The sequence below is a fragment of the Nocardia sp. NPDC058705 genome, from assembly GCF_042749305.1.
In the GTDB taxonomy this organism is placed as follows: Bacteria; Actinomycetota; Actinomycetes; order Mycobacteriales; family Mycobacteriaceae; genus Nocardia.
In genome coordinates, this window is sequence record NZ_JBHYRN010000023.1 from 43,966 (window position 1) to 66,672 (window position 22,707).

The following is a 22,707-nucleotide window of genomic DNA, read 5'->3' on the forward strand; positions in this document are numbered from 1 at the left end:
CGTACACATCCGAACAATTCACAGGAGGTGAGCACCGCTGTTCATTGGTGCGCTCGAATTCGATCTACTGCTCGGTGACGTGCATTCGCTCAAGGAGAAGCGGTCGGTGATCCGGCCGATCCTCGCTGAGCTGGGAAAACGCTTCGGTGTGAATGCCGCGGAAGCCGGAGATCAGGACCTACACCGCCGGGCATTGCTCGGCGTGGCCATGGTCAGTGCGGAGACGGGACACCTGAACGAGGTGCTCGACAAGTGTGAGCGGCACGTTGCCGCGCGTCCGGAGATAGAGTTGCTGGCAGTACGCCGCCGGATCTTCGGACCCGAAGACTGAGGGCGCGGCACGGGTGTCAAGGCCCGGAGGCGGAAGCCTGCGTAACCACGTAGGGCCTCACCCGTGCCGCCGAAGAGAGGAGCACTCCCATGGTGGATCAAGCCAGGGCACGCCGACTCGCCAAGCGGATTTCCGCGATCGTGGCTACCGCGATCGAATACGAGATCAAAGATCCGCGACTGCGGTTCGTCACCGTCACCGATTGCAAGGTGAGCGGCGATCTGCGCGAGGCGAACGTGTATTACACGGTGATGGGCGAAACCATCGACGCCGAACCCGACTACACCGAAGCCGCCGCAGGGCTGGACGCGGCCAAGGGTGTGTTGCGGTCCAAGGTGGGTGCGGGAACCGGCGTGAAGTTCACCCCGATCCTGTCGTTCACCCTCGACAAGGTGCCCGAGGTGGCCCGCGAGATGGAAGAGCTGCTGGCCAGGGCTCGGGCCATCGACGACGAGGTGGCCAAGGTCGCCGCCAACGCCAAGCACGCGGGCGAGGCCGACCCGTACAAGGTCGATCGCGACGACGAAGACGAGTAGGCAAGCATGTCCGGTCATCGCCCGGTAGCTCGAGTGACCACGCGGGGTGCGCAATCGCGCCCGGTGGGCACCGTCTTGTCAGGCCGAGGACCGGTGGACGCCCGATGACGAGCGTCCGCGACGGGACCGAACTGGGCGCGGCCGTCGCCGCAGTGGCGGCGGCGCGTTCGGTGACGATCCTGTGCCACGTGCAGCCCGACGCCGACACCGTCGGCAGCGGACTGGCGCTGGCCTTGGCACTGCACCGCCGCGAGGTGCCGGTGTGCGTATCCTTCTCCGAGCCCGCTGAGCTGCCAGCCTCGTTGCGCACGCTGCCCGGCGTGGAGCTTGTCGTGCCACCCGCGCTGGTGCCCGACGAGGTCGACCTGTTGATCGTCGTCGACTGCGGGGCACGCAGTCGGCTCGGTGCGCTCGCCGACCGATTACCCGGCGCGACAACGACATTGGTGATCGATCACCACCGCGCCAACGACGGCTTCGGCACCGTCGACCTGATCGACGAATCCGCGGCCTCGACCACCGAGCTCGTCACCCGCCTGCTCGACGCCTGGGGCGTGCCGATCGACGCCGCCATCGCCCATTGCCTGTTCGCGGGCCTGGTCACCGACACCGGCTCGTTCCGCTGGGCCCGCCCCGGCAGCCACGCCATGGCCGAGCGCCTCCTGGCGACCGGCATCGACGGCACCGAGATCACCCGGGTCCTGCTCGACACCCACCCGTACGCCTGGCTGCCGATGCTGTCGAAGGTGCTGTCGTCGGCGGTGGTCGTGCCGCAGGCCGCGGGCGTCGGCCTCGTCTACGCGCTGGTCCGCGCCGCCGACACCCACGACGTGGGCCCCGAAGAGGTCGAAAGCGTCATCGACGTCATCCGCACGACTTCGGAGGCGGGTATCGCCGCCGTCTTCAAGGAAGCCCGCGGCCAGAACGACCGCTGGACCGTCTCCCTGCGTTCCCGCGACTCCGCACCCGGCCTGACCGACGGCGTCGACGTCGCCGCGGTGGCCAGCGGGTTCGACGGCGGCGGCCATCGCTTCGCCGCCGGCTACACCACTTATGGCGACCCAGAAGGTGTTGTGCGCGCGCTGATTACCGCGTTGGGCTGATTCGCGGGGTGGGAAACCGCGCTGAGCGGACAAAACTTCGCTGAACGGTCGAGAATTCGACCGTTTTCGCGATTAGTGGGCGCTCAGCGCGGTCCGTTGGTCCGCAACCGAAGCGCGAGGGGCACACCCAGGATCGTGGTGGCGGCGCAGAGAACGAAAGCCCAGCCCGTGGTGTCCACCAACAGGCCGGTGAGGCCCGCCACGACCAGGCCGCCGAGGTTGCCGGTCATCCAGATCAGGCCCGCCGCGGTGCCTTCGGCGGAGCCGGTGTGGCGTTCGGCCATGGACAACACGATCGGGAGGGCGGGGAGCAGGGTCGCGCCGATGAGGGCGAAGGCCAGGAATCCTGTCGCCAGCCCGGGGGCGACGGCGACGAGCAGACAGGCGGCGGCGCTGGCGGTGAGGCCGACCATGACGGCGGGCAGTTCGATGCCGCGGCGCAGCACCGCGACCGGGATCACCGCGCAACCGACCACGCCGGCCAGCACGTTCACCAGCAGCACGATGCTCGCTGCGTCGGCGCTGACACCGGCGGGTTCCAGCAGTGCCTGGCCGAAGGTCGCCAGGGCGACGAAGGTGCCGAAGGGGAAGAACACGGTGGCGCAGAGCCGCCGCACGTACGGGTCGCCGATGGTTGCGCGCAGGGCGGCGAGCGAGGTCGAGGTGCTCGCCGCGGGGCCGCGACCAGCGCGCATGAGCTCGACGGTCAGCGCGACGGCGGCCACGGCGGCGAAGATCGTGCCGATGGCGGTGAGCGTGGTCAGCTGGCTCTGCGCGGGGAACGCGGCGCCGAGGACGAACGCGGCCGCCATGCCCGCGAAGGTGCTCGCGGTGCCGATCGCGATACCGGTCGGGCGGTCCTTCTCGTCGAGATAGTGCCCGGCGATGCCGGTGATCGCGTTGAGCACCAGCGGTTGCGCGATCGCGACGACGGTCTGACCGATGAGCACGATCGCGAACCCACCGTCGAGCAGGCGCAGCGCGGCGCCGATCGCGGTGAGCACCGCACCCGCGATCAAGCTGGGCCGGAACCAGCGATCCAGCATGATGCCCGCGGGAACGGCGAGAACGACGTAGAGCAGCGGGAACATGTTGGCCAGCCACCCGATCGCGGACTCGGAGACCCCGAAGTGCTCGGCCGCCACGGTCGTCACCGGCGCGTAGGTGAGCCACACCAGCTGCGTTGCCGCTCCGACCAGGGCGAACGCCGTGATCACCCGCCATCGCTGCACAAACACCATTGGTCGATCCTGAGTTGTCCGGGCGAACGGAGTCCGCGGCGAGGAGCCCGAGCTGGGCAGGCGACCAGTATTGCGGTTCGGGTGGCCGCCGTCCACATTTCGGGCTGACGATCTCGGCAGCGTGTGCGAGGGGCTGCGGTTGGTTAGGGTCGAAGCTGACTGATGGAGGCGATGTGGTGTCGAGAGTGCTCGGGGTGGCGTTGGCGGCGTTGCTGGTCGCGCTCGGTGGGTCGGTCGCGCAGGCCGCGCCGAATTCGTCGGAGGAGTTGCTCGGGCGGGTGGCGCTGGAACCCGGTTGGGGGACCTGGAAGCGTGCGTCGATCATCGAGTACCGCACGGAAGGGCCTGTCGGCGAAGCGGTTTCGGCTTCGGGATTGCTGTTGTTGCCCGATTCGCCCGCTCCTGCCGGTGGCTACCCCGTGGTTGCCTGGGATCACCCGACCATGGGGTTGGCCGGGCACTGCGGCATCACGACGTCTCGTGGTGTCCAGGAGCAGGCGTTCATGCAGGCGGCGCTCGATCGAGGATGGGCCGTTGTCGCACCCGATTACCTGGGTCTGACGCCGGGTTCGGCGTTCCCGCACCCGTACCTGCATACGCGCACTGAGGCGACTTCGACCCTTGATCTGGTCCGCGCGGCCCGTGCCGCCGAACCCGCGTTGGCGCCGACCTGGGCCGTGGCCGGGGCATCGCAGGGCGGACATGCCGCGCTGGCCACCGGCAGCATCGCGCAGCAGTACGCACCGGAGCTGGATTTTCGCGGAACCGCCGCGCTCGCACCGGAATCCAACTTCGAAACACTGTTCGCGCAGATGGGCCCGGCGACCCCGCATTTCCCGATGGAGGACAAGCTGATCGGCCCCTTCGCGGGGATTCTGGCAGGGCTGCGGCTCACTCGTCCCGATGTCGATGTGAACAGGATTCTCACGCCCACCGGCCGCGCGCTCGTCGACGCCATCTCGTCCAGTTGTGTCGAGGATTTCGACCGACTCGCCGCCGGAATCACTTTCGCCACGATGCTCGCCGCGCCGGTTTCCGAGATCGGCGATGCGCTGCGGGCCTATATGGCCGCGCCGACGAGCTTCGAGCAACCGTTGCTGATCACGCACGGGGCCGCGGACCTGGTGGTGCCGATTCCGATGACGTTCGCCTACCTCGCCCAATTGCGCTCGGCGGGAACCGTTTACGAGTTCGACCTGCACACCGTGGGGCACAAGGAGATCGAAGAGGTCTCGCGGAACGCGGTGCTCGAGTTCCTCGACAAGTCGTTCGGCAGTTCCTGACCACGGTTTTTGTCGGTGGGGTGTGCCACCATCGGCGGGGTCGGCAGTGTTCGCTCCGGTAGGACGGTGGGTGGTGTGGGGTCTGCGAAAGTGATCGACGACGCTGCGGGGTCGGTCGGCCCTCGACGCATTCTCGGGATCGCCGTGCCCACGCTGGGGGTGTTGGTAGCCGAGCCCTTGTATCTGCTGTTCGATATCGCGGTGGTCGGCCGGCTGGGTGCGTTGGCACTGGCCGGGCTGGCGGTGGGCGCGGTGATTCTCGGGACGTTGAGTACGCAGCTCACGTTCCTGTCCTATGGGACGACGGCGCGCGCGGCACGCAGGCACGGTGCGGGCGACCGCGACGGTGCCGTCGAGGAAGGTGTGCAGGCCAGCTGGGTGGGGCTGGCGGTCGGTGCGGTGATCGTCGCGGTGGTCCAGGTGTTCGCGATGCCGCTGTGTTCGGTGCTGTCCGGCGGTGGGGAGATCGCCGGGGAAGCGGTGGTCTGGGTGCGGATCGCGATCTTCGGGGTGCCGTTGATTCTGCTGTCGATGGCGGGCAACGGGTGGATGCGCGGTGTGCAGGATGTGCGCAGGCCGTTGACTTATGTGGTTGTGGGACTAGCGCTTTCGGCCGTGTTGTGCCCGGTGCTCGTGTACGGATTACTCGGCGCGCCGCGCATGGAACTGGCCGGTTCCGCGGTGGCGAACCTCGTCGGCCAGTCGGTCTCCGGTGTCCTGTTCGCGTATGCGCTGCTGCGCGAACGAGTTCCGTTGCGACCCCGACTCGCGGTGATGCGCGCCCAACTCGTTCTCGGTCGCGACCTCATCGTCCGCAGTCTGTCCTTCCAGATCTGTTTCGTCTCCGCCGCCGCGGTGGCCGCCCGCTTCGGCGCTGCGTCCGTCGCCGCCCACCAGGTGGTTCTGCAGCTCTGGAATTTCCTTGCCCTGACCCTGGATTCACTCGCGATCGCCGCGCAGACTCTGGTCGGCGCGGCCCTCGGCGCGAACAATTCCGACGGCGCCAAGAAGATCGCGCGCCGCGTCACCGCCTGGTCCGCCGCCTTCTCCCTGCTCCTGGCCGCCGCCTTCGCCGCCGGCGTCGGCGCGATTCCACTCCTGTTCACCGACGACGCCCAGGTCCTCGACCGCATCCACGTCATCTGGTGGTTCTTCGTCGCCATGATCCCCGTGGCCGGCGCCGTCTTCGCCCTCGACGGCGTCCTGCTCGGCGCAGGCGACGCCGCCTACCTGCGCACCACCACCCTCGCCGCCGCCCTCATCGGCTTCCTCCCCCTGATCTGGCTGTCGCTGATCTTCGACTGGGGCGTCGCGGGAATCTGGACCGGCCTGGTCGCCTTCATGCTGCTGCGATTGGTCGCGGTGGTCGCCCGGGCGAGGTCGGGCCGGTGGGCGATAGCGGGCTCAGAGGTTCCGAGCGGGGCAGCGTAGCCGGGCGGGGGGTCAGGCTGCGGGTGACAGGGATGCTGGTGCTCGATCACCGAGCTTGCGGGCGATCAGCGAGCACGCGATGAGCTGCATCTGGTGGTAGATGATCACCGGGATGATGACGACGCCTGCGAGCGGGCCGGTGAACAGGATGGCCGACATCGGGAGCCCGGTGGTAAGGCTCTTCTCGGACCCGCAGAACGTGATCACACTGCGGTCGGCGATGGCGAAGCCGAGGGCGCCCGAACCTAAATATGTGGTGGTGAGCGCGATCGCGAGCAACGTGGCGCACACACCCGCGACCACCAGCAACTCGGTTGCGGGCAGTCGCTGCCAGACCCCACCCGCTATCGCGGCACCGAAGGCGGAATAGACGATCATCAGCACCGCACCGCGGTCGATCCACCGCACCGCCACAGCATGTCGGCCGGCCCAGTTCCCGAGCCTGCTGTGCAGCGCCTGACCGAGCGCGAACGGCAGCAGGATCTGCACCAGTACCTCGGCGACCTGACCGATCCCGATGCCGGCGTAGGAACCGATCGTCACCAGCACCAGCAGCGGCGTCGCCAGCACGCCGATCAGGTTCGACAGCGAGGCCGCGCAGATCGCCGCGGCGGTGTTGCCGCGCGCCATCGACACGAAGGTCACCGAGGTCTGCACCACCGACGGCAGCGCGCCCAGGAACAGCAGTCCGGTGACCAGTTCCCGGTTGACCACCTGCGCCGCGAGCAGGGCGAACAACCCCGCCACCACCGGCAGGAAGACGAATGTCACCGCCAACGTCAGACCCTGTAATCGCCACGCCTTCACCCCTTTCCAGGTAGCGGAGGGGGAGATACGCAGGCCGGCCGACAGGAAGACAACGGCGATGATCACACCCCGCACGTCGTCGAGGAACTCGGCGAACCAGCCGACCGGGGGCAGCACCGCGGCGACGCCGAGGGTCAGCAGCAACAGCGCTACGAAGGGGTCGAGCCACCGGGTCAGAAATCGCCTCATGAATGACTACTGTAGACACTTTGTCCGTTAGTCGCGTTAACCACCCGTAAAACTTCGCGGGGATGACTTCTGTAGACAGTAGTCTGAACGCATGGTGGTTCAGGAGAGTCTGGTCGCGATGGCGGCCGCGGATGTCCGGCGTCTGATCGTCACCGGTGCGCTCGCACCCGGAGCGCGGGTGCACGAGCCGCCGCTCGCCGAGCAGCTCGAGATCAGTCGTCCGCCGCTGCGGGAGGCCTTGCGGATCTTGGAGAGCGAAGGACTGCTCAAGCAGACGCCGCGTCGTGGGTATCGAGTGGTCGAGATGACCGAGCGCGATGTGGAGGAGATCTACAGTCTGCGTCGCGCACTGGAGATGTTCGCGCTCGATGTGCTTGTCGCCGACTACGACTCGACGGTGTTCGACCCCCTCGACGAGGTGATGACGAGAATGCGCGCGGCCGCCGCCGACAACGATCACCCGGCCGTCGTGCAGTGCAATATCGACTTCCACCTCGGTGTCGTCGCGGCCACCGGCCACTCGCGACTGCTCGATGCCTATCGCACGCTGATGGGTCAGATGCAGGTGTCGATGGCGGCGAACCTCGCCACCGAGGCGAAATCGGCGGGCGACCTCGCGCACGGTTGTGAACGCCACGAACGGCTCCTGGACAGCCTGCGCTCGGGTGACCGGGAGCGGATCGTCAAGGATTTCGAGGAGCACGGCGAACGCGACTACCTGAACCGGCCGGGTACCGAGTGAGCTCGCTGCTCGCCCGCCTCAACACCGATTTCGAGGATGCGACCGCCACTGTCGACGCGCTCCGCACCGGACGCGTCACCGCGACGCAGGTGCTGGAGTGCGCACGCCGAGCCGCCGAGTCCGGGCGTTCGATCAACGCGTTCGTCACCGAAGATTGGGAGGGTGCCGAGGTGGTGGCCGCCGCGATCGACGCGCGGCGGGCCGCGGGGGAGTCGCTGGGTGTGCTGGCAGGGGTGCCGTTCAGTGTGAAGGACGTCATCGCAGTGGCGGGTCTGCCGGCGACAGCGGCGTCGAAGGCATTCGCGGATTCGATCGCGGCGGTGACTTCGCCTGTCGTGCAACGATTTCTGGATGCCGATGCGGTGCTGATCGGCAAAACCAACTGTCCCGAGTTCGCCTTCGGGACCACCTGCACCAGCCCGCTGCTCGGCGCGACCGCCAACCCGAGGTTCCCCGGGGTTTCGCCCGGCGGCTCGAGTGGTGGTGAGGCCGCTGCCCTCGCCGCGGGCATCTCGGCGTTCGGCATCGGCACGGATTTCGGCGGCTCGCTGCGTTGGCCCGCCCAATGCGTCGGCATCACCGCGCTGCGCCCGACCGCCGGCCTACTCGCAGCGCACGGGCAACTACCTGGTGCGGGCGGCGATATGGGGCATGACCTGAATGCCGCTCCGACCGGCATCCAGGGCTGGTTGCAGACGATCGGCCCACTCGCGCGTTCCGTACGAGATCTGACGATGCTCTTCGAGGTGATGACCGACGCACCGTCCACGGAACCTCCTGTGGGCGATCGGCTTCGGGTCGCGTGGAGTGATGGGACGGCGCTGGGTCCGGTGCGCCGCGAATTCATCACCCTCATGGGCGAACTCGCGGAGGCGCTGTCGGCGGCCGGTCACCAGGTGAGTTCCGTACCCGATGTTTTCGCGGACTGTCTGTCCGCGTACAACCATCTGCGTGCGGTCGAGCCGATGGTCGATCATGTCGCCGCGATCACCGGTGTCGCCGATCTGATCAGTGCCGCGAACAGACGCACGATCGACGATTCGCTGCGGGCATCGCCCGCCGACGTGGATGCGGCCGCATGTGCCGCGAGATCAGCGCAGACGGCTGCCCGCACCATTTTCGCCGACCATGACATCGTCCTGCTTCCGGTCGCGGGCGGCCCCGCTTGTGACCCGGACGGACGCCTCGACATCGACGGCAACACCCTCGAAGGCTGGGAATTGATGGGCCAGTGCCGCGCGGTCTCCCTCGTCGGAGCCCCGGTCGTCTCGCTACCGGTCGGCCTGTCCGCTAACGGATTACCGCTATCAGTGCAGGTCATCGCCGCGCCGGGGCATGATCGCCAGGCCCTCGCCTTCGCCGCTGTCCTCGAAAACCTCACCGGCGAGTGAGGTATACCGCTAACTGTCTACAGAATACAATTTAACAATTCGGACATCAGCGATGACGTCTTCCGTCACATGCGCTCCCTAATTTCAGAGCTGCTCGAAGTCGCCCGATCATGTGGAGTAGCTGATGTTCCGATGGAAGAACAAGGTGGCCGCCGCCACCACCATGGCAGTGTTGTCCCTGGTCGCCACGGCGTGCGGCGGCGCCGATGAGCCCGCTTCGGGCAAGCAGAAACTCACGATCGCGACCAGCGGTACGTTCCGCCCGATCACCTTCTCCGAGGGTGGCAAGCTCACCGGCTACGACATCGAGGTGGGCACCGAGATCACCAAGCGTGCGGGCTATGACGTGGAGTTCGTCTCCGGGCAGCTCTCCGGCCTGCTGCCCGGCCTCAACGCGGGCAAGTTCGACGCGGTCATGTCGGGCCTGACCATGACCGACCAGCGCAAGCAGTCGATCACCTTCTCCGAGCCCTACCTGGCCGACGGCACCGTGGCGGTGGTCAAGGCGAGCAACACCGCCGTCACCGACATCACCCAGCTCGGCGGCCTCGTCGTCGGCGTGATCGGCGGCTCGGCGACGCAGACGGTGATCCAGAAGGTCGGCGGATACGCCGAACTGAAGGAATACCCCGGCGCCCCTGAGGGATTCGCCGATGTGGCCGCGGGTCGAGTCGAAGTGTTCGCGGCAGGCCGGATCGCGGCTCAGGACTTCATCAAGAACTCGCCCAAGGGTTCGGAGCTGAAGATCGTGGGCAATGTGCACGCGATGATGCCCGCGGGTGTGGGTCTGCCCAAGGAGGACAAGGCAGGCCTGAAGGCGAAGTTCGACGCGGCGATCGCGGCCATGTGGTCCGACGGCACGCTGAAACGCCTGCAGGAGAAGTGGTTCGGCTACACCGTCGACCTGCCCAAGGCGTAAGCGCGATGGACTACGAACCCGGATCGGTCGCCCGCGAGTACCTGCCGTATCTGCTCGAAGGCGCGTGGACCACGCTCACCATCGTGGCCTCGGCGATCGTGTGCGCCACCCTGCTCGGCTACCTGCTCGCCCTGGCACGACTGTCCAGATTCCCGGTGCTGCGCACCTTCGCGGCGACCTACGTCTGGTTCTTCCGTGGTCTGCCGCTGATGCTTTCGCTGTTCTTCTTCTACTACACCCAGCCGTTCGGGCTGGTGTTCGACGCCTTCACCGCGGGCCTCATCGCGATGAGCCTGAACTCGGCGTCGTTCTTCTCCGAGATCATCCGGGCGGGGCTCGGTGCGGTGGACCGCGGGCATCTGGAGGCGGCCGAGTCGATCGGCATGAATCCGTTCCAGAAGTTCCGCCGGGTCACCGCACCGGAAGCCCTGCGCCTGATGACACCGCCCTACATCAACAACTGCGTCATCATGCTCAAGGAGTCGGCGCAGGTCTCGGTGATCACCGTGCCCGACCTGATGTTGCAGGGGCAGAAGGCATACAACGCCACCTACAACGTCACCGAGACCCTCGGCGTGGTCGCGGTGCTGTACATGGCCATGACGAGCCTGCTGATGGGTCTGCAGGTCGTCGTCGAACGGCGCACCGGACGGAAGATGGGCGCCGCCGCCTCCGAGCGCATGACGTTGGGAACCCCCGCATGATCGAGATCTCCGACCTGACCAAGAGTTACGGCAGCACCACCGTGCTGTCCGGGCTGAGCCTGAAAGTGTCGCGCGGCGAGGTGGTCGCCGTGATCGGTCCGAGCGGTTCGGGCAAGAGCACGCTGCTGCGCTGCATCAACATGCTGGAGGTGCCCGACAGCGGCACCATCGAAATCGGTGGTCGCACAGTCGCTTACACGCCGAACAAGCGCGGCAAACTGGGGCTGTTCGATCAGTTCCGGTTGACCTGGTTGCGGCGCGAGATCGCCATGGTGTTCCAGCAGTTCAACCTGTGGCCGCACCGCACCGTGCTCGGCAACCTGCTCGAGGGCGCGGTGATCGTGAACGGCCGCAAGCGGGACGAGGCGGTGGCGGCGGCGCTGGCGAAACTGAAGTCGGTCGGGTTGGCGGAGAAGGCGCACGCCTATCCGTCGGATCTGTCGGGCGGGCAGCAGCAGCGGGTCGCGATCTGCCGGGCGCTGATGATGGAGCCCAAGGCGATCCTGTTCGACGAGCCGACGTCGGCGCTGGATCCCGAATTGGTCGGCGAGGTACTGGAATTGATGACCGCGCTGGCCCGATCCGGGATGACGATGATGATCGTGACCCACGAGATGAAGTTCGCCAGGGAGGTCGCCGATCGGGTGATCTTCATGGAGAACGGTGGCATCGTCGCCGAGGGGCCGCCCGATGAGGTGTTCGATCATCCACGGCTGCAGTCCTATGCGGCGCGGCTCAGCCACTGACCGTGCGAGCCACCCTGAATTTCGCACCGGTGCTGGGTGATTCGCGTCCCAGCTGTCTGTTGCCGACGGGTGTGGTGCTGCCGGGTTCGCTGATCGGCATCGGCCACAACTATCGCGACACCGAGGAGCGCGAGCCGAGGTCGAATGATCGAATCCCGTTGATATTCGGGAAGTTCGCGAACAGTGTCATCGGAAACGGCGCGCCCATCGTCGTTTCCGATGCGCTGTCGGACGACGTCGTGTGCGAAGGCGAGCTGGCGCTGGTGATCGGCACGACCGTGCGCGCGGTGGACTCCGAGCGGGTCGCGCTGCATGCACTCGCCGGAGTCTGCCTGGCCAACGATGTCTCCGCGCGTGACCTCCAGGCAGCCGACGGCCAGTCGACCCGGGGCAAGAGCCTGGACACGTTCTGCCCACTCGGCCCGGAACTCGTTGCGCTCGAAGAGATTCCGAACCTGAGCGCGCTGGAACTGACGACCCGGATCGACGATGAGATCGTGCAGCGAGCCCGCGTCGCGCAGATGTGGTTCTCGCCCGCCGAGCTGATCATGTTCTGCTCGGAGTTCATGACGCTGTACCCGGGCGACGTCATCCTCACCGGTACACCGGCGGCACCCGACGATCGTTTGCGGATCCGGCCGGGACAGACCGTCGAGGTGAGCGCACCCGGGCTCGGCACCCTGCGCAATCCGGTGGTGGCGGGGTGAATGATCGCGTGCCCGATGGCTGGCTGATCAGCGCCTACGTGGCCGCGCCACCGGTCTGGGATCGCGGCGAGCACGCGCGCTACTACGACGCCATCGCCGAGCTGGACGGCGTCGCCGGGTTCGAGATCCCCTTCTCCGGTTCGCTGCATCCCCACGACGAGGCGTGGTTCCTGCGCCGCGTGACCGCGCGCCACGCGTACACGATCACCACCATCCCCGACACGATGCACCAGCTCGCCCATGATCCGATGTTCGGACTCGCCTCCGTCGACGCGGCAGGACGAGCTGCCGCGATCGCGCGAACCGCACGGACCGCCGCGGCCGTGCGCCGGTGCAACGATGCCGCCGGTGCGCGCGTGGTCCGGGCGGTAACCCTGTACTCCGCGCCGCGATCTCGGGAGAAGCGGTCCGACGGTGCGCGGTTCGCCGAGTCCTTGGCAGCGGTTACCGAATTCGATTGGGACGGTGCGCGCGTGGTCATCGAGCACTGTGACGCGCCGGTGGCCGATCGGCGGGTGGTGAAGGGGTTCCTTCCGCTGGAAGACGAGGTGTCGGCAGTCGGAGCGGCTCGCGAGCGCACGGGTATCGATCTCGGAATCCAGCTGAACTGGGGCCGTTCGGTCGTCGAGGGACGTACCCACACCACCGCGGCCGACCACATCGCCACGGTCCGAGCCGCGGGTTTGCTCGCCGGCTTCACGCTCTCGGGGTGCGCACCGGTCGATACCTCGCACGGACCCGCGTGGGACGACTGTCACGTCCCGCCCGACCCGCTCTGCCCGGTCTCCGAACTCACCTCGGCCCGTATCGCGGCGACCCTGGCGGCGCTCGGGGCTGCGCGGATCATGCGCGGCATCAAAGTGTCGGCGCCGACAGGTGCCGACCTCGCCACGCGCATCGATACGGTCGCGCGCACGCTCAGCGTCGTACAGGCCGCCGAGCGCCGCGCCGCGGGTCGATGACGGTGCGGATCAGCGCGGATAGGGGCTGAGCATGTCGATCCAGCGGATGTCGAGGTCGCGGGTCAGGTAGTCGAGGCGGGAGTTCCAGAAGGCCTGCATGTGGGGGAGTGCGAGGTGGCGGTCGAGGTCGGCTTTGCTGCGCCACACCTCGTAGAAGACGAAGACCGACGGGTCGTCGCTGTCGACGTGGAAGTGGTATTCGAGGCAGCCCTCCTCGGCGCGGGTCGGTTCGACGAACGAGAGCAACAGTTCGCGCAGGTCGTCGCGGCGTTCGGGTTTCGGGTGGGCGAACCCCACCAGTGCGTAGGTGCTCGGCATCATGCTCCTAGGTACGATGTTCTACGTACCTAGGAGCGCTAGGCCGTGGCTAGGTATGGCGCAAGTCGTACCTATTGGAGGTGATGGGTGGAGGAACTCGAGCTGGGCGTGGTTCTCGGCGCGCTGGCCGATCCGCTGCGGCGCCGTGTGATCACGCTGCTCGCACTGGATCCGGCCGACGGGGATCGCAGTTGCTCGTCGTTCGAGCTGCCGGTGACGAAGGCGACCCGCACCCACCACTTCCGGGTGTTGCGCGAGGCGGGGCTGGTCCGGCAGGTGAATTACGGCAATCGCAGCACTGTCGTCCTACGGCGAGCCGAGCTCGACGCGCGGTTTCCGGGGCTGTTGGATCTGCTGGTCGCCGAAGGCGTGGACGCGCAGGGGTGAACCCACCGGTGACGCGGGGCGCGGGTGTGCCACTGTGGACAGGTGATTCCGAAGTTGTGGGCGGTCAGTGATGTGCATGTGGGGCATCAGGGGAACAAGCCTGTCGTCGAGCAGATCCAGGCGGATTCGCCGGAGGACTGGCTGATCGTTGCCGGTGATGTGGGGGAGAAGGCCGAGGAGGTGCGGTGGGCGCTGGAGTTGTTGCGCAGCCGCTTCGCCAAGGTGATCTGGGTGCCGGGTAATCACGAGCTGTGGACCACGCCGAAGGATCCGGTGCAGATGCACGGGGCCGCGCGCTACGACTATCTCGTGGCGATGTGTCGTGACATCGACGTCGTGACTCCGGAGGACCCGTTCCCGGTGTGGACCGGTTCGGGTGCGGAGAAGTACGGCGGCCGGGTCACCCTGGCCCCGATGTTTCTGCTCTACGACTACTCGTGGCGTCCGGCGGGCACGAAAACCAAGGCGGAGGGTTTGGCGCTGGCCCGCGAACGCAATGTCGTCGCGACCGACGAGTTCCTGCTCACCCCCGACCCGTACCTCACCCGCGACGCCTGGTGCCACGCCCGCGTCCAGTACACCCAGCGCCGTCTCGACGCCCTGCCCCCGGAAGCCCCGCTGGTGATGATCAACCATTTCCCGCTGGTCCGCCAGCCCACGGAAATCCTGTTCTACCCCGAGTTCTCCCTGTGGTGCGGCACCGACCTGACCGCAGACTGGCACACCAGCTACAACGTGGTCTGCTCGGTCTACGGCCACCTCCACATCCCCCGCACCACCTACTACGACGGCGTCCGCTTCGAAGAGGTCTCCCTCGGCTACCCCCGCGAATGGAAACGCCGAGGCGTGCCGGACCCCCTCCTGCGCCAGATCCTCCCCGAACCGACCTACGCCGAAGGCGACCTCAACGCCTGGGGCGGCCACTTCAAGGTCACCCCGGAGATGGAAGCCGCCGCAGCCGAAATGCGCGAGAAGGCCGAACGCAGACGAGGCATCTAGATTTGCAAGAAATCCCCCCCAACTGATTTCGTAAGAACATCGGTAACTCACCGGGCACGAGCAAACCCGCCCACCCCGGTCCCGCCAGACGCCAACGCTGCCCCAACCAGCACCTGAGTCTGGCCTGAATACGCGGAGAGGCGGACGAGCACGTGCTGGAGAGGATTTTGCCGCGGAGTGTGGCTTCGGCGGAGCTGTTGGTTTTTCCCGAGGATCTGAAGGCGCATCCCGCCGAAGAACACCTCATCGCCAAGTCCGTCGAGAAGCGCCGTCGCGATTTCATCGGCGCCCGGCACTGTGCCCGCCTCGCTCTCGAAGAACTCGGTGAGCAGCCTGTCGCGATCGGCAAGGGTGAGCGCGGTATGCCGCTGTTCCCGCGCGGCATCGTCGGCAGTCTCACCCACTGCGACGGCTACCGAGCGGCCGCGATGGCGCATGCGCTGCGGTACCGTTCGGTCGGTATCGATGCCGAACCGCACGGCCCGCTGCCCGACGGCGTGCTCGATTCGGTGAGCCTGCCCGCCGAACGCGAGTGGTTGTCCGCCACGCCCGGTGAGGGTCTGCACCTGGATCGACTGCTGTTCTGTGCCAAGGAGGCCACCTACAAGGCCTGGTTCCCGCTGACCTTGCGCTGGCTCGGTTTCGAGGACGCGCACATCACGTTCGAAATCGATTCCCGCACTTCGGATTCCGGTTCCGGAACCTTCCACACGAAACTGCTCGTGCCGGGCACGACGAACGACGGCGGCGCACCGCTGACGGAGTTCGACGGCAGCTGGTTGATCGCCGACGGGCTGATCCTGACCGCGATCGCGCACGGCTGATGGCGGCGCGGGTGTCGCGGGTCGGCGAACTCGGCGGTCTGGTGATCGTCGACAAGGACAGCGGGCTCACCAGCCACGATGTGGTGGCGCGCAGCCGAAAGATCTTGCAGACCAAGAAGGTCGGGCACGCGGGCACCCTCGACCCGATGGCCACCGGCGTGCTGGTGCTCGGGGTGGAGCGGGCCACGAAACTACTCGGCCAGCTACTGCTCACCACCAAGGCCTACACCGCGACAATCAGGCTCGGGCAGGCGACGAACACCGACGACGCCGAGGGTGAGGTCACCGCGACGACGCCCGCGCTGCACGTCACCGACGAGGAGATCGCGGCCGGTGTTGCCGCCCTGACCGGCGACATCGAACAGGTGCCCGCCACGGTGAGTGCCATCAAGGTCGACGGTGAACGTGCCTACGCCCGCGTGCGCGCCGGTGAAGAGGTGCAGCTGGCCGCCCGCCCGGTCACGGTGTCGCGCTTCGGCATTCTGGCCCGACGCGATGTCGATGAGTTCGTGGATCTCGACGTGGATGTCGAATGCACCTCCGGCACATACATTCGCGCCCTGGCCCGTGACCTCGGTGCCGCCCTCGGCGTAGGTGGCCACCTGACTGCGTTGCGCCGCACCAGAGTTGGGCCCTTCACCCTCGAACATGCCCGCACCCTCGAAGAACTCGCCGCCGCAGGCGAAGCGGGCGAGTCGCTGCTCAGTCTCGACGTCGACACCGCCGTCAAAACCGCGTTCCCCCTACGCGACATCGACGAATCCCAAGCCACCGACCTACGCACCGGCCGCTGGCTCGACCCCGTGGGCATCAAGGGCGTCTACGCCGCCATCGACCCCCGTGGCCGCGCCATTGCCTTGCTCCAAGAGAGCGGAAAACGCGCGGGCTCGGTCATCGTGGTGCGCCCGCGCGGCATCGGCGACTGACCAGGCCGACCAACACAGCCGACTCCGGCGAGCGTTGCGATGCCCCCTGTTCTGGGGGCTGGATAGCGCCTAACACCGGCCCGACCCCAGGCGATAGCCCTACTGCATAGTCCTCGATACCAAGGGGTGCATCGTGACGGTGTCCAAGAAGGCGTGGCTCGTCGTATCCGCCTGCGCAGCAATAGCTCTCGTCGGATGTGGGGACGCAGACCCGTCGACATCGGGCACGAGCACTCCGCGCATCACCTCGACCGTGCCGCCGAGCGTGACGACAACGGTCATCACGCCCGCTTCGGGCGCTGACCAGCCCACGATCGTGCCCGCGCCGTCGACCACCGCATCATCCGGCGGATCGGTGACGACGAAACCGGCATCGCCCGCGGAACCGACGCCGCAACCCACGGGCACGATCATCCTCTCGACCCGGACGGTGGCCGGTTCGCCGGTGCCGAATGTGCTGGTGCACTTGGCACTCCATCGGCCATGTGACCCGGCCTCGCACGACATCAGGACGGGCGAGACATCGGAAGCCGCGCGGTTCGACGCGCACACCGACGCACAGGGCATCGCCACGTTCCCGAATGTGCCGGTCGGCTGCTACTACTTCGGCATGACCCCGCCCGAGGGCAGCAACCCGGTCCCCGTCGGCATGCACACGCTGTTTCTGACGACCGCGGGCGCCACCGAGAAGGGGACCCTGGAGTTCAACAACATGACGAGCTCACCCAACTGTGACGAGACGACCATCGAAACCAGTCTCGGGGTCGATCCCGCGCCCGCGATCACCATCGACCTCTGTGACGGGGCGTGGGCGGTGGTCCGTTGGGACAGCCGAGGCGACAACCAGCAGATCATCAACTCCAATGTCGGCGGGTGGCAGACGTACACGATCTTCCCGCACAACATCTGCTGGGCGACGGCCACCGCCGACGGTGTCCCCGACCGGTTCAAACGCTTCTTCGACTGCTAGCTGGTCAGCCAAATAGCTTCGGCGGCAAGGGTTCCCAGTTCGGTGGGGGAATCGGCCGAGGCGATGCGCACGGCGATGGTGCCGGCGAAATCGCGGCGCTCCTCGACGGCGATGGAGGTGTCGAGGGCGATACCGACGGAGTCGAAGTAGCGCAGCATCGCGGGGTCGGCGTCGGAGATGCGGGCTACCCGGCCGGATTCGCCGGCGGCGAAGTCGCTGAGCTGGCGGGCCGGTGGGGTGGGCACGGCGCCGTCGACCGAGGGGATCGGGTCGCCGTGGGGGTCGCGGTCGGGGTGGCCGAGTTTCGCGTCGATGCGGGTCATGAGCAGGTCCGAGACGGCGTGTTCGAGGACTTCGGCTTCGTCGTGGACCTCGTCCCAGCCGTAGCCGAGTTCGTTCACCAGGAAGGTCTCGATCAGGCGGTGGCGGCGCACCATCGCGACCGCGGCGAGGCGGCCGTGTTCGGTGAGGGTGATCGCGCCGTAGCGGGCGTGCTCGACCAGGCCCTGATCGGTGAGTTTGCGGACGGCTTCCGACACCGTCGAGGCCGACACGCCGATCCGCTCGGCGAGCAGCTTGGTCGAGACCTTCTCCTGCGACCACTCCTGGGCGGTCCAGATGACCTTCAGATAATCCTGTGCCACCGCCGACAGTTCGGGGGCGATCGCGGGGCTGAATTCTGCCTGCTCGGCGGGTTGCGTCAGCGCGCTACGGGTCGCGACATCTCGTTTGGCTGGCACCTCACCAATGTTAGGCATCCCTGGCCCGAATGACACATCGGCGAACCGGCACGGCGCGCACCGGTGATCCGCCTCATACCGGAATTCTGTTCGCGCACCGCTTTGCGTAGGCTTCGCTCTGTGCAGAGATGGCGAAGTCTCGACGACGTGCCCGCGGACTGGGGGCGTTGCGTTCTCACGATCGGCGTGTTCGACGGGGTACATCGGGGGCACGCGCAGCTGATCAGCCGCGCGGTGGCCGCGGCGGAAAAGCGTGGGGTCCCCTCGGTTCTGATGACCTTCGATCCGCATCCGATGGAAGTGGTGCGACCCGGTTCGCATCCCGCGCAGCTGACCACGCTGACCCGCCGCGCGGAGCTGGCGCAGGAACTCGGGATCGACGTGTTCTGCGTGATGCCGTTCACCCAGGAATTCATGAAGCTCACGCCAGGCGAGTACGTGCACGATCTGCTGGTCGAACGACTGCATGTCACCGAGGTCGTGGTCGGCGACAACTTCACCTTCGGCAAGAAGGCCGCGGGCACGGTCGACACGATGCGTGAGCTGGGCGAGCGGTTCGGCTTCGAGGTCGACGGGGTGACCCTGCTCGGCGAACACGCCGTCACTTTCTCCTCCACTTATATCCGCGCCTGTGTCGACGCGGGCGATATGGCCGCGGCGGCCGAGGCGCTCGGGCGTCCGCATCGGGTCGAGGGTGTCGTCGTGCACGGCGACGGTCGCGGGCGTGGGCTCGGTTTCCCGACCGCCAATGTCGCGCCGCCGATGCATGCCGCGATTCCGGCCGACGGGGTGTACGCGGGCTGGTTCACCGTGCTCGGGTCCGGTCCGGCGATCGGTTCCACCGAACCGGGCGAGCGGGCGATGGCGGCGATCTCGGTCGGCACCAACCCTACGTTCTCGGGTCGCTCGCGCACGGTCGAGGCGTTCGTGCTCGACGGCGAGGCGGATCTCTACGGCCAGCATGTCGGCGTCGATTTCGTCGAACAGCTGCGTGGGATGCGCAAGTTCGAGTCCATCGATGAGCTGGTCGAGGCCATGGGCCGCGATGTCGAGGCCGCGCGCAAGGTCCTCACCGCCGCCGACTCCTGACCCGACTTTTACTCCGTGCGTAGCGCCGAGTACAGTGGCTCCTCGGGTTTGCTGCGGTCCGCGGTGGCGCCCATCCCGGGTAACCGGACCTTCGAGCGCGGAACTGAAAAATAGGAGTCCAGCCATGGCGCTGACCACTGAGCAGAAGTCGGCGATTCTCGCCGAGTACGGCCTGCACCCCACCGACACCGGCTCCCCGGAGGCGCAGATCGCGCTGCTGTCGAAGCGGATCTCGGACCTGACCGAGCACCTGAAGACGCACAAGCACGATCACCACACCCGTCACGGCCTGCTGGCCCTGATCGGTCGTCGTCGTCGCCTGTCGAAGTACCTGCAGGCCAACGACATCAACCGCTACCGTTCGCTCATCGAGCGCCTCGGCCTGCGTCGATAGTTTTTGCGGCTGGCGCCGCGGGTTTTCGAGTTCGCGTGACACGCCATCCTTCGGGAGGCGGTCGTCGAGTAGCCAATGGGAAGAAGTACACTTCTTCTCGTTGGCTATTCGTGTATTCGGGGACCATCGGGTTCCCGGCTGCATTACAACATGTGACAGCCGTGTGCATCCGTCCGCGTGGCGTCGGTCTTCGGTAGTGGCCTTTCGGCAGGCGTTGTTTTCACCGCCGTCGGGCTTCGATCGATGATCGCCTCCGCGTCGCCCCTCTTGTGGAATGTTCCAGCCAGGGGAAAGGCCGGGTGCTGCGCGTGGCAGCCAGGAGGGTTCCCACGTGTCCGTGTCCGGTACGGCTGACGAAAAGCCGGTTCGCGCCCACATGGTGCTGCGCTCCGGCGAGACGAGAGGTCGAGAGAAGAAAATATGACGCAGACAACTGAACGTCCTTCGACTGCGGTCGAGGTCGAGCCCGGTGTTTTCGAGTCGGTCGCACTGATCGACAACGGTAGCTTCGGCACCCGCACCATCCGCTTCGAAACCGGCCGTCTGGCCAAGCAGGCCGCGGGCTCCGTCGCCGCCTACCTGGACGACGAGACCATGCTGCTGTCGGCGACCACCGCCGGCAAGTACCCCAAGGATCAGTTCGACTTCTTCCCGCTGACGGTCGACGTCGAAGAGCGCATGTACGCCGCGGGTCGCATCCCCGGCTCGTTCTTCCGTCGCGAGGGTCGCCCCTCCACCGACGCGATCCTGACCTGCCGCCTGATCGACCGGCCGCTGCGCCCGACCTTCATCGACGGTCTGCGCAACGAGATCCAGGTCGTTGTCACCGTGCTGAGCCTGAACCCGGCCGACCTGTACGACGTGGTGGCCATCAACGCGGCCTCGGCGTCGACTCAGCTCTCGGGCATCCCGTTCTCCGGCCCGATCGGTGGCGTTCGCGTCGCCCTCATCGGTGAGCAGTGGGTCGCGTTCCCGACTGTCGAGGAGCTCGAAGGCGCCGTGTTCGACATGGTCGTCGCGGGCCGCGTCACCGACACCGGCGACGTCGCCATCATGATGGTCGAGGCCGAGGCCACCGACAAGGTCATCGCGCTGATCGAAGACGGTGCGCAGGCGCCGACCGAGGCCGTGGTGGCCCAGGGTCTGGAAGCCGCGAAGCCGTTCATCGCGCGTCTGGTCCGTGCGCAGGCCGACCTGGCGGCGCTGGCTGCCAAGCCGACGCAGGAATTCCCGCTGTTCCCGCCGTACGGCCCCGACGTGTTCGAGGCTGTCGAGGGCACCTCGAAGGTGGAGCTGAACCAGGCGCTGAGCATCGCCGACAAGCAGGCCCGCGAAGCCAAGATCGACGAGATCAAGGCCGAGGTGCTCTCCCGTCTGGGTGAGGACTTCACCGGTCGCGAGAAGGAACTGGGTGCCGCGTTCCGCTCGGTCACCAAGAAGCTGGTTCGCCAGCGCATCCTCACCGACGGTTTCCGCATCGACGGCCGTGGCCTGGCCGACATCCGCGAGCTGTCTGCCGAGGTCGACGTGATCCCGCGCGCCCACGGTTCGGCGATCTTCGAGCGTGGCGAGACCCAGATCATGGGCGTCACCACCCTCGACATGGTGAAGATGGCGCAGCAGGTCGACTCGCTCGGCCCGGAGACCTCCAAGCGCTACATGCACCACTACAACTTCCCGCCGTTCTCCACCGGCGAGACCGGCCGCGTCGGTTCGCCGAAGCGTCGCGAGATCGGCCACGGCGCGCTCGCCGAGCGTGCGCTGATGCCGGTACTGCCCTCGCAGGAGGAGTTCCCGTACGCCATCCGTCAGGTCTCCGAGGCGCTGTCCTCGAACGGCTCGACCTCGATGGGCTCGGTCTGCGCCTCGACGCTGTCGCTGCTCAACGCCGGTGTGCCGCTGAAGGCGCCGGTCGCGGGTATCGCTATGGGCCTGGTTTCCGACACCATCACCAACGACAAGGGTGTCGAAGAGGTCCGCTACGTCGCGCTCACCGACATCCTCGGCGCCGAGGATGCCTTCGGCGACATGGACTTCAAGGTTGCCGGTACCCGTGACTTCGTCACCGCCCTGCAGCTCGACACCAAGCTCGACGGCATCCCCTCGCAGGTGCTGGCCGGTGCGCTGAACCAGGCGCACGACGCCCGCACCACCATCCTGGACGTGATGGCCGAGGCCATCACCGACCCCGACGAGATGAGCCCCTACGCCCCGCGCGTGACGGCCATCAAGATCCCGGTCGACAAGATCGGTGAGGTCATCGGGCCCAAGGGCAAGATGATCAACCAGATCACCGAGGAAACCGGCGCCAACATCTCGATCGAAGATGACGGCACTGTTTTCGTCGGTGCGACCGATGGGCCTTCCGCCCAGGCCGCGATCGACATGATCAACGCCATCGCCAACCCGCAGCTGCCCAAGGTCGGCGAGCGTTTCCTGGGCACGGTCGTCAAGACCACCGCCTTCGGCGCGTTCGTGTCGCTCCTGCCGGGCCGCGACGGTCTGGTGCACATCTCCAAGCTGGGCAACGGCAAGCGCGTGGCCAAGGTCGAAGACGTGGTCAACGTCGGCGACAAGCTGCGCGTGGAGATCGCCGATATCGACAACCGGGGCAAGATCTCGCTCGTCCCGGTCGAGGACGAGGCCGCCGCGGCTGCCGAGCCGGTCGCCGTCGAGGAGACCGCCGCCGCCGAGTAGGCGTCGCTGCTTCATCTGACTGCCGAAACCCCCGCCGTGCGAACGGCGGGGGTTTTGTCGTCTTCGGCGTAGTCGTGACCTGGGTCACGATGATGCAACGTTGTTGCAACGTTGTTTCACATAGTGTTGTCGGGCACAGCGATTACTGGCCGGTATCGATATTTTGACTGAATCCGGTCCGGTTTATTATCGAAACGAATACGCTTCTCATCGTCTGCGGACGCGTTCTGGTGTCGGGGTTGATGATGGAGGTCGGGAGATAGCCGAGTCA

General features: G+C 67.0%; 25 protein-coding genes. 20 read left to right on the top strand and 5 right to left on the bottom strand.

The features are described 5' to 3' along the window. Positions 1-37: 37 nt before the first annotated feature. The 3 genes from ACFW6D_RS23635 to ACFW6D_RS23645 all read left to right on the top strand — a co-directional run bounded on the left by ACFW6D_RS23635 (position 38) and on the right by ACFW6D_RS23645 (position 1,970). Positions 38-331, top strand: a complete 294-nt coding sequence (locus ACFW6D_RS23635; protein WP_378628258.1) for a DUF503 domain-containing protein — start codon at positions 38-40, stop codon at positions 329-331. Positions 332-420: 89 nt separating this feature from the next. Next, positions 421-867, top strand: coding sequence for a 30S ribosome-binding factor RbfA (gene rbfA, locus ACFW6D_RS23640; protein ID WP_379331461.1), 447 nt, complete (start codon positions 421-423; stop codon positions 865-867). 104 nt (positions 868-971) lie between these two features. Then, on the top strand, positions 972-1,970 hold the full coding sequence (locus ACFW6D_RS23645) for a bifunctional oligoribonuclease/PAP phosphatase NrnA (protein WP_379331463.1): 999 nt from the start codon (positions 972-974) through the stop codon (positions 1,968-1,970). An 83-nt stretch (positions 1,971-2,053) separates the two neighbouring features. On the opposite strand, the gene ACFW6D_RS23650 is transcribed toward ACFW6D_RS23645, so the two are convergent. Further along, positions 2,054-3,211, bottom strand: coding sequence for an MFS transporter (locus tag ACFW6D_RS23650; RefSeq protein ID WP_379331464.1), 1,158 nt, complete (start codon positions 3,209-3,211; stop codon positions 2,054-2,056). Between the two features lie 173 nt (positions 3,212-3,384). Here ACFW6D_RS23650 and ACFW6D_RS23655 point away from each other — a divergent pair, with 173 nt between their 5' ends. Together ACFW6D_RS23655 and ACFW6D_RS23660 are read left to right on the top strand one after the other, a co-directional pair. Next, entirely contained in the window at positions 3,385-4,494 is a 1,110-nt protein-coding gene (locus ACFW6D_RS23655) for a lipase family protein (protein ID WP_379331466.1), read from the top strand. A 75-nt stretch (positions 4,495-4,569) separates the two neighbouring features. Next, positions 4,570-5,925, top strand: coding sequence for an MATE family efflux transporter (locus ACFW6D_RS23660; protein ID WP_379331468.1), 1,356 nt, complete (start codon positions 4,570-4,572; stop codon positions 5,923-5,925). Positions 5,926-5,937: 12 nt separating this feature from the next. Here the strand turns inward: ACFW6D_RS23660 and ACFW6D_RS23665 are convergent, their stop codons facing one another. Continuing rightward, complete coding sequence (locus ACFW6D_RS23665) at positions 5,938-6,921, bottom strand: bile acid:sodium symporter family protein (RefSeq protein ID WP_379331470.1); 984 nt, start codon at positions 6,919-6,921, stop codon at positions 5,938-5,940. Positions 6,922-7,012: 91 nt separating this feature from the next. Between ACFW6D_RS23665 and ACFW6D_RS23670 the strand changes: the two genes are divergently transcribed. The 7 genes from ACFW6D_RS23670 to ACFW6D_RS23700 all read left to right on the top strand — a co-directional run bounded on the left by ACFW6D_RS23670 (position 7,013) and on the right by ACFW6D_RS23700 (position 13,092). Next, on the top strand, positions 7,013-7,663 hold the full coding sequence (locus ACFW6D_RS23670) for a GntR family transcriptional regulator (protein WP_379331472.1): 651 nt from the start codon (positions 7,013-7,015) through the stop codon (positions 7,661-7,663). Next, entirely contained in the window at positions 7,660-9,054 is a 1,395-nt protein-coding gene (locus ACFW6D_RS23675) for an amidase (RefSeq protein WP_379331474.1), read from the top strand. Before ACFW6D_RS23670 ends, ACFW6D_RS23675 begins: the two co-directional genes overlap by 4 nt. A 124-nt stretch (positions 9,055-9,178) precedes the next feature. Continuing rightward, a complete protein-coding gene (locus ACFW6D_RS23680) occupies positions 9,179-9,973 on the top strand; it encodes a transporter substrate-binding domain-containing protein (RefSeq protein WP_379331476.1) in 795 nt (264 codons plus the stop codon). 5 nt (positions 9,974-9,978) lie between these two features. After that, entirely contained in the window at positions 9,979-10,677 is a 699-nt protein-coding gene (locus ACFW6D_RS23685; protein WP_379331478.1) for an amino acid ABC transporter permease, read from the top strand. Further along, complete coding sequence (locus ACFW6D_RS23690; protein ID WP_379331480.1) at positions 10,674-11,423, top strand: amino acid ABC transporter ATP-binding protein; 750 nt, start codon at positions 10,674-10,676, stop codon at positions 11,421-11,423. Before ACFW6D_RS23685 ends, ACFW6D_RS23690 begins: the two co-directional genes overlap by 4 nt. Before the next feature lie 2 nt (positions 11,424-11,425). Then, on the top strand, positions 11,426-12,130 hold the full coding sequence (locus ACFW6D_RS23695; protein WP_379331481.1) for a fumarylacetoacetate hydrolase family protein: 705 nt from the start codon (positions 11,426-11,428) through the stop codon (positions 12,128-12,130). After that, entirely contained in the window at positions 12,127-13,092 is a 966-nt protein-coding gene (locus tag ACFW6D_RS23700; protein WP_379331483.1) for a DUF4862 family protein, read from the top strand. The genes ACFW6D_RS23695 and ACFW6D_RS23700 overlap by 4 nt, the downstream gene beginning before the upstream one ends. Before the next feature lie 9 nt (positions 13,093-13,101). Here the strand turns inward: ACFW6D_RS23700 and ACFW6D_RS23705 are convergent, their stop codons facing one another. Then, positions 13,102-13,410: a putative quinol monooxygenase gene (locus tag ACFW6D_RS23705; protein ID WP_379331484.1), complete on the bottom strand. Its 309-nt coding sequence runs from the start codon at positions 13,408-13,410 to the stop codon at positions 13,102-13,104. Positions 13,411-13,497: 87 nt separating this feature from the next. On the opposite strand from ACFW6D_RS23705, the gene ACFW6D_RS23710 reads away from it, so the two are divergent. From ACFW6D_RS23710 to truB, 4 genes are all read left to right on the top strand, one after another. Then, entirely contained in the window at positions 13,498-13,797 is a 300-nt protein-coding gene (locus ACFW6D_RS23710) for an ArsR/SmtB family transcription factor (RefSeq protein WP_379331486.1), read from the top strand. A gap of 42 nt (positions 13,798-13,839) precedes the next feature. Then, a complete protein-coding gene (locus ACFW6D_RS23715; protein WP_379331488.1) occupies positions 13,840-14,796 on the top strand; it encodes a metallophosphoesterase family protein in 957 nt (318 codons plus the stop codon). A gap of 152 nt (positions 14,797-14,948) precedes the next feature. Next, entirely contained in the window at positions 14,949-15,620 is a 672-nt protein-coding gene (gene npt / locus ACFW6D_RS23720) for a 4'-phosphopantetheinyl transferase Npt (protein ID WP_379331490.1), read from the top strand. An 11-nt stretch (positions 15,621-15,631) separates the two neighbouring features. Then, positions 15,632-16,546, top strand: coding sequence for a tRNA pseudouridine(55) synthase TruB (gene truB / locus ACFW6D_RS23725; protein WP_379331492.1), 915 nt, complete (start codon positions 15,632-15,634; stop codon positions 16,544-16,546). A gap of 99 nt (positions 16,547-16,645) precedes the next feature. Here truB and ACFW6D_RS23730 read toward each other — a convergent pair whose 3' ends face one another. Further along, on the bottom strand, positions 16,646-16,960 hold the full coding sequence (locus ACFW6D_RS23730; RefSeq protein WP_379331494.1) for a hypothetical protein: 315 nt from the start codon (positions 16,958-16,960) through the stop codon (positions 16,646-16,648). 31 nt (positions 16,961-16,991) lie between these two features. On the opposite strand from ACFW6D_RS23730, the gene ACFW6D_RS23735 reads away from it, so the two are divergent. Then, positions 16,992-17,516: a hypothetical protein gene (locus ACFW6D_RS23735; protein WP_379331496.1), complete on the top strand. Its 525-nt coding sequence runs from the start codon at positions 16,992-16,994 to the stop codon at positions 17,514-17,516. Here ACFW6D_RS23735 and ACFW6D_RS23740 read toward each other — a convergent pair. Next, on the bottom strand, positions 17,513-18,274 hold the full coding sequence (locus tag ACFW6D_RS23740; protein WP_379331498.1) for a metal-dependent transcriptional regulator: 762 nt from the start codon (positions 18,272-18,274) through the stop codon (positions 17,513-17,515). The two genes, ACFW6D_RS23735 and ACFW6D_RS23740, sit on opposite strands and share 4 nt — an antisense overlap. 102 nt (positions 18,275-18,376) lie before the next feature. Between ACFW6D_RS23740 and ACFW6D_RS23745 the strand changes: the two genes are divergently transcribed. The 3 genes from ACFW6D_RS23745 to ACFW6D_RS23755 all read left to right on the top strand — a co-directional run bounded on the left by ACFW6D_RS23745 (position 18,377) and on the right by ACFW6D_RS23755 (position 22,436). After that, on the top strand, positions 18,377-19,345 hold the full coding sequence (locus ACFW6D_RS23745; RefSeq protein WP_379231835.1) for a bifunctional riboflavin kinase/FAD synthetase: 969 nt from the start codon (positions 18,377-18,379) through the stop codon (positions 19,343-19,345). Positions 19,346-19,469: 124 nt separating this feature from the next. Next, entirely contained in the window at positions 19,470-19,739 is a 270-nt protein-coding gene (gene rpsO / locus ACFW6D_RS23750; protein ID WP_379231837.1) for a 30S ribosomal protein S15, read from the top strand. A gap of 420 nt (positions 19,740-20,159) precedes the next feature. Then, positions 20,160-22,436, top strand: coding sequence for a polyribonucleotide nucleotidyltransferase (locus ACFW6D_RS23755; RefSeq protein WP_379331500.1), 2,277 nt, complete (start codon positions 20,160-20,162; stop codon positions 22,434-22,436). The last annotated feature ends 271 nt before the right edge of the window (positions 22,437-22,707 follow it).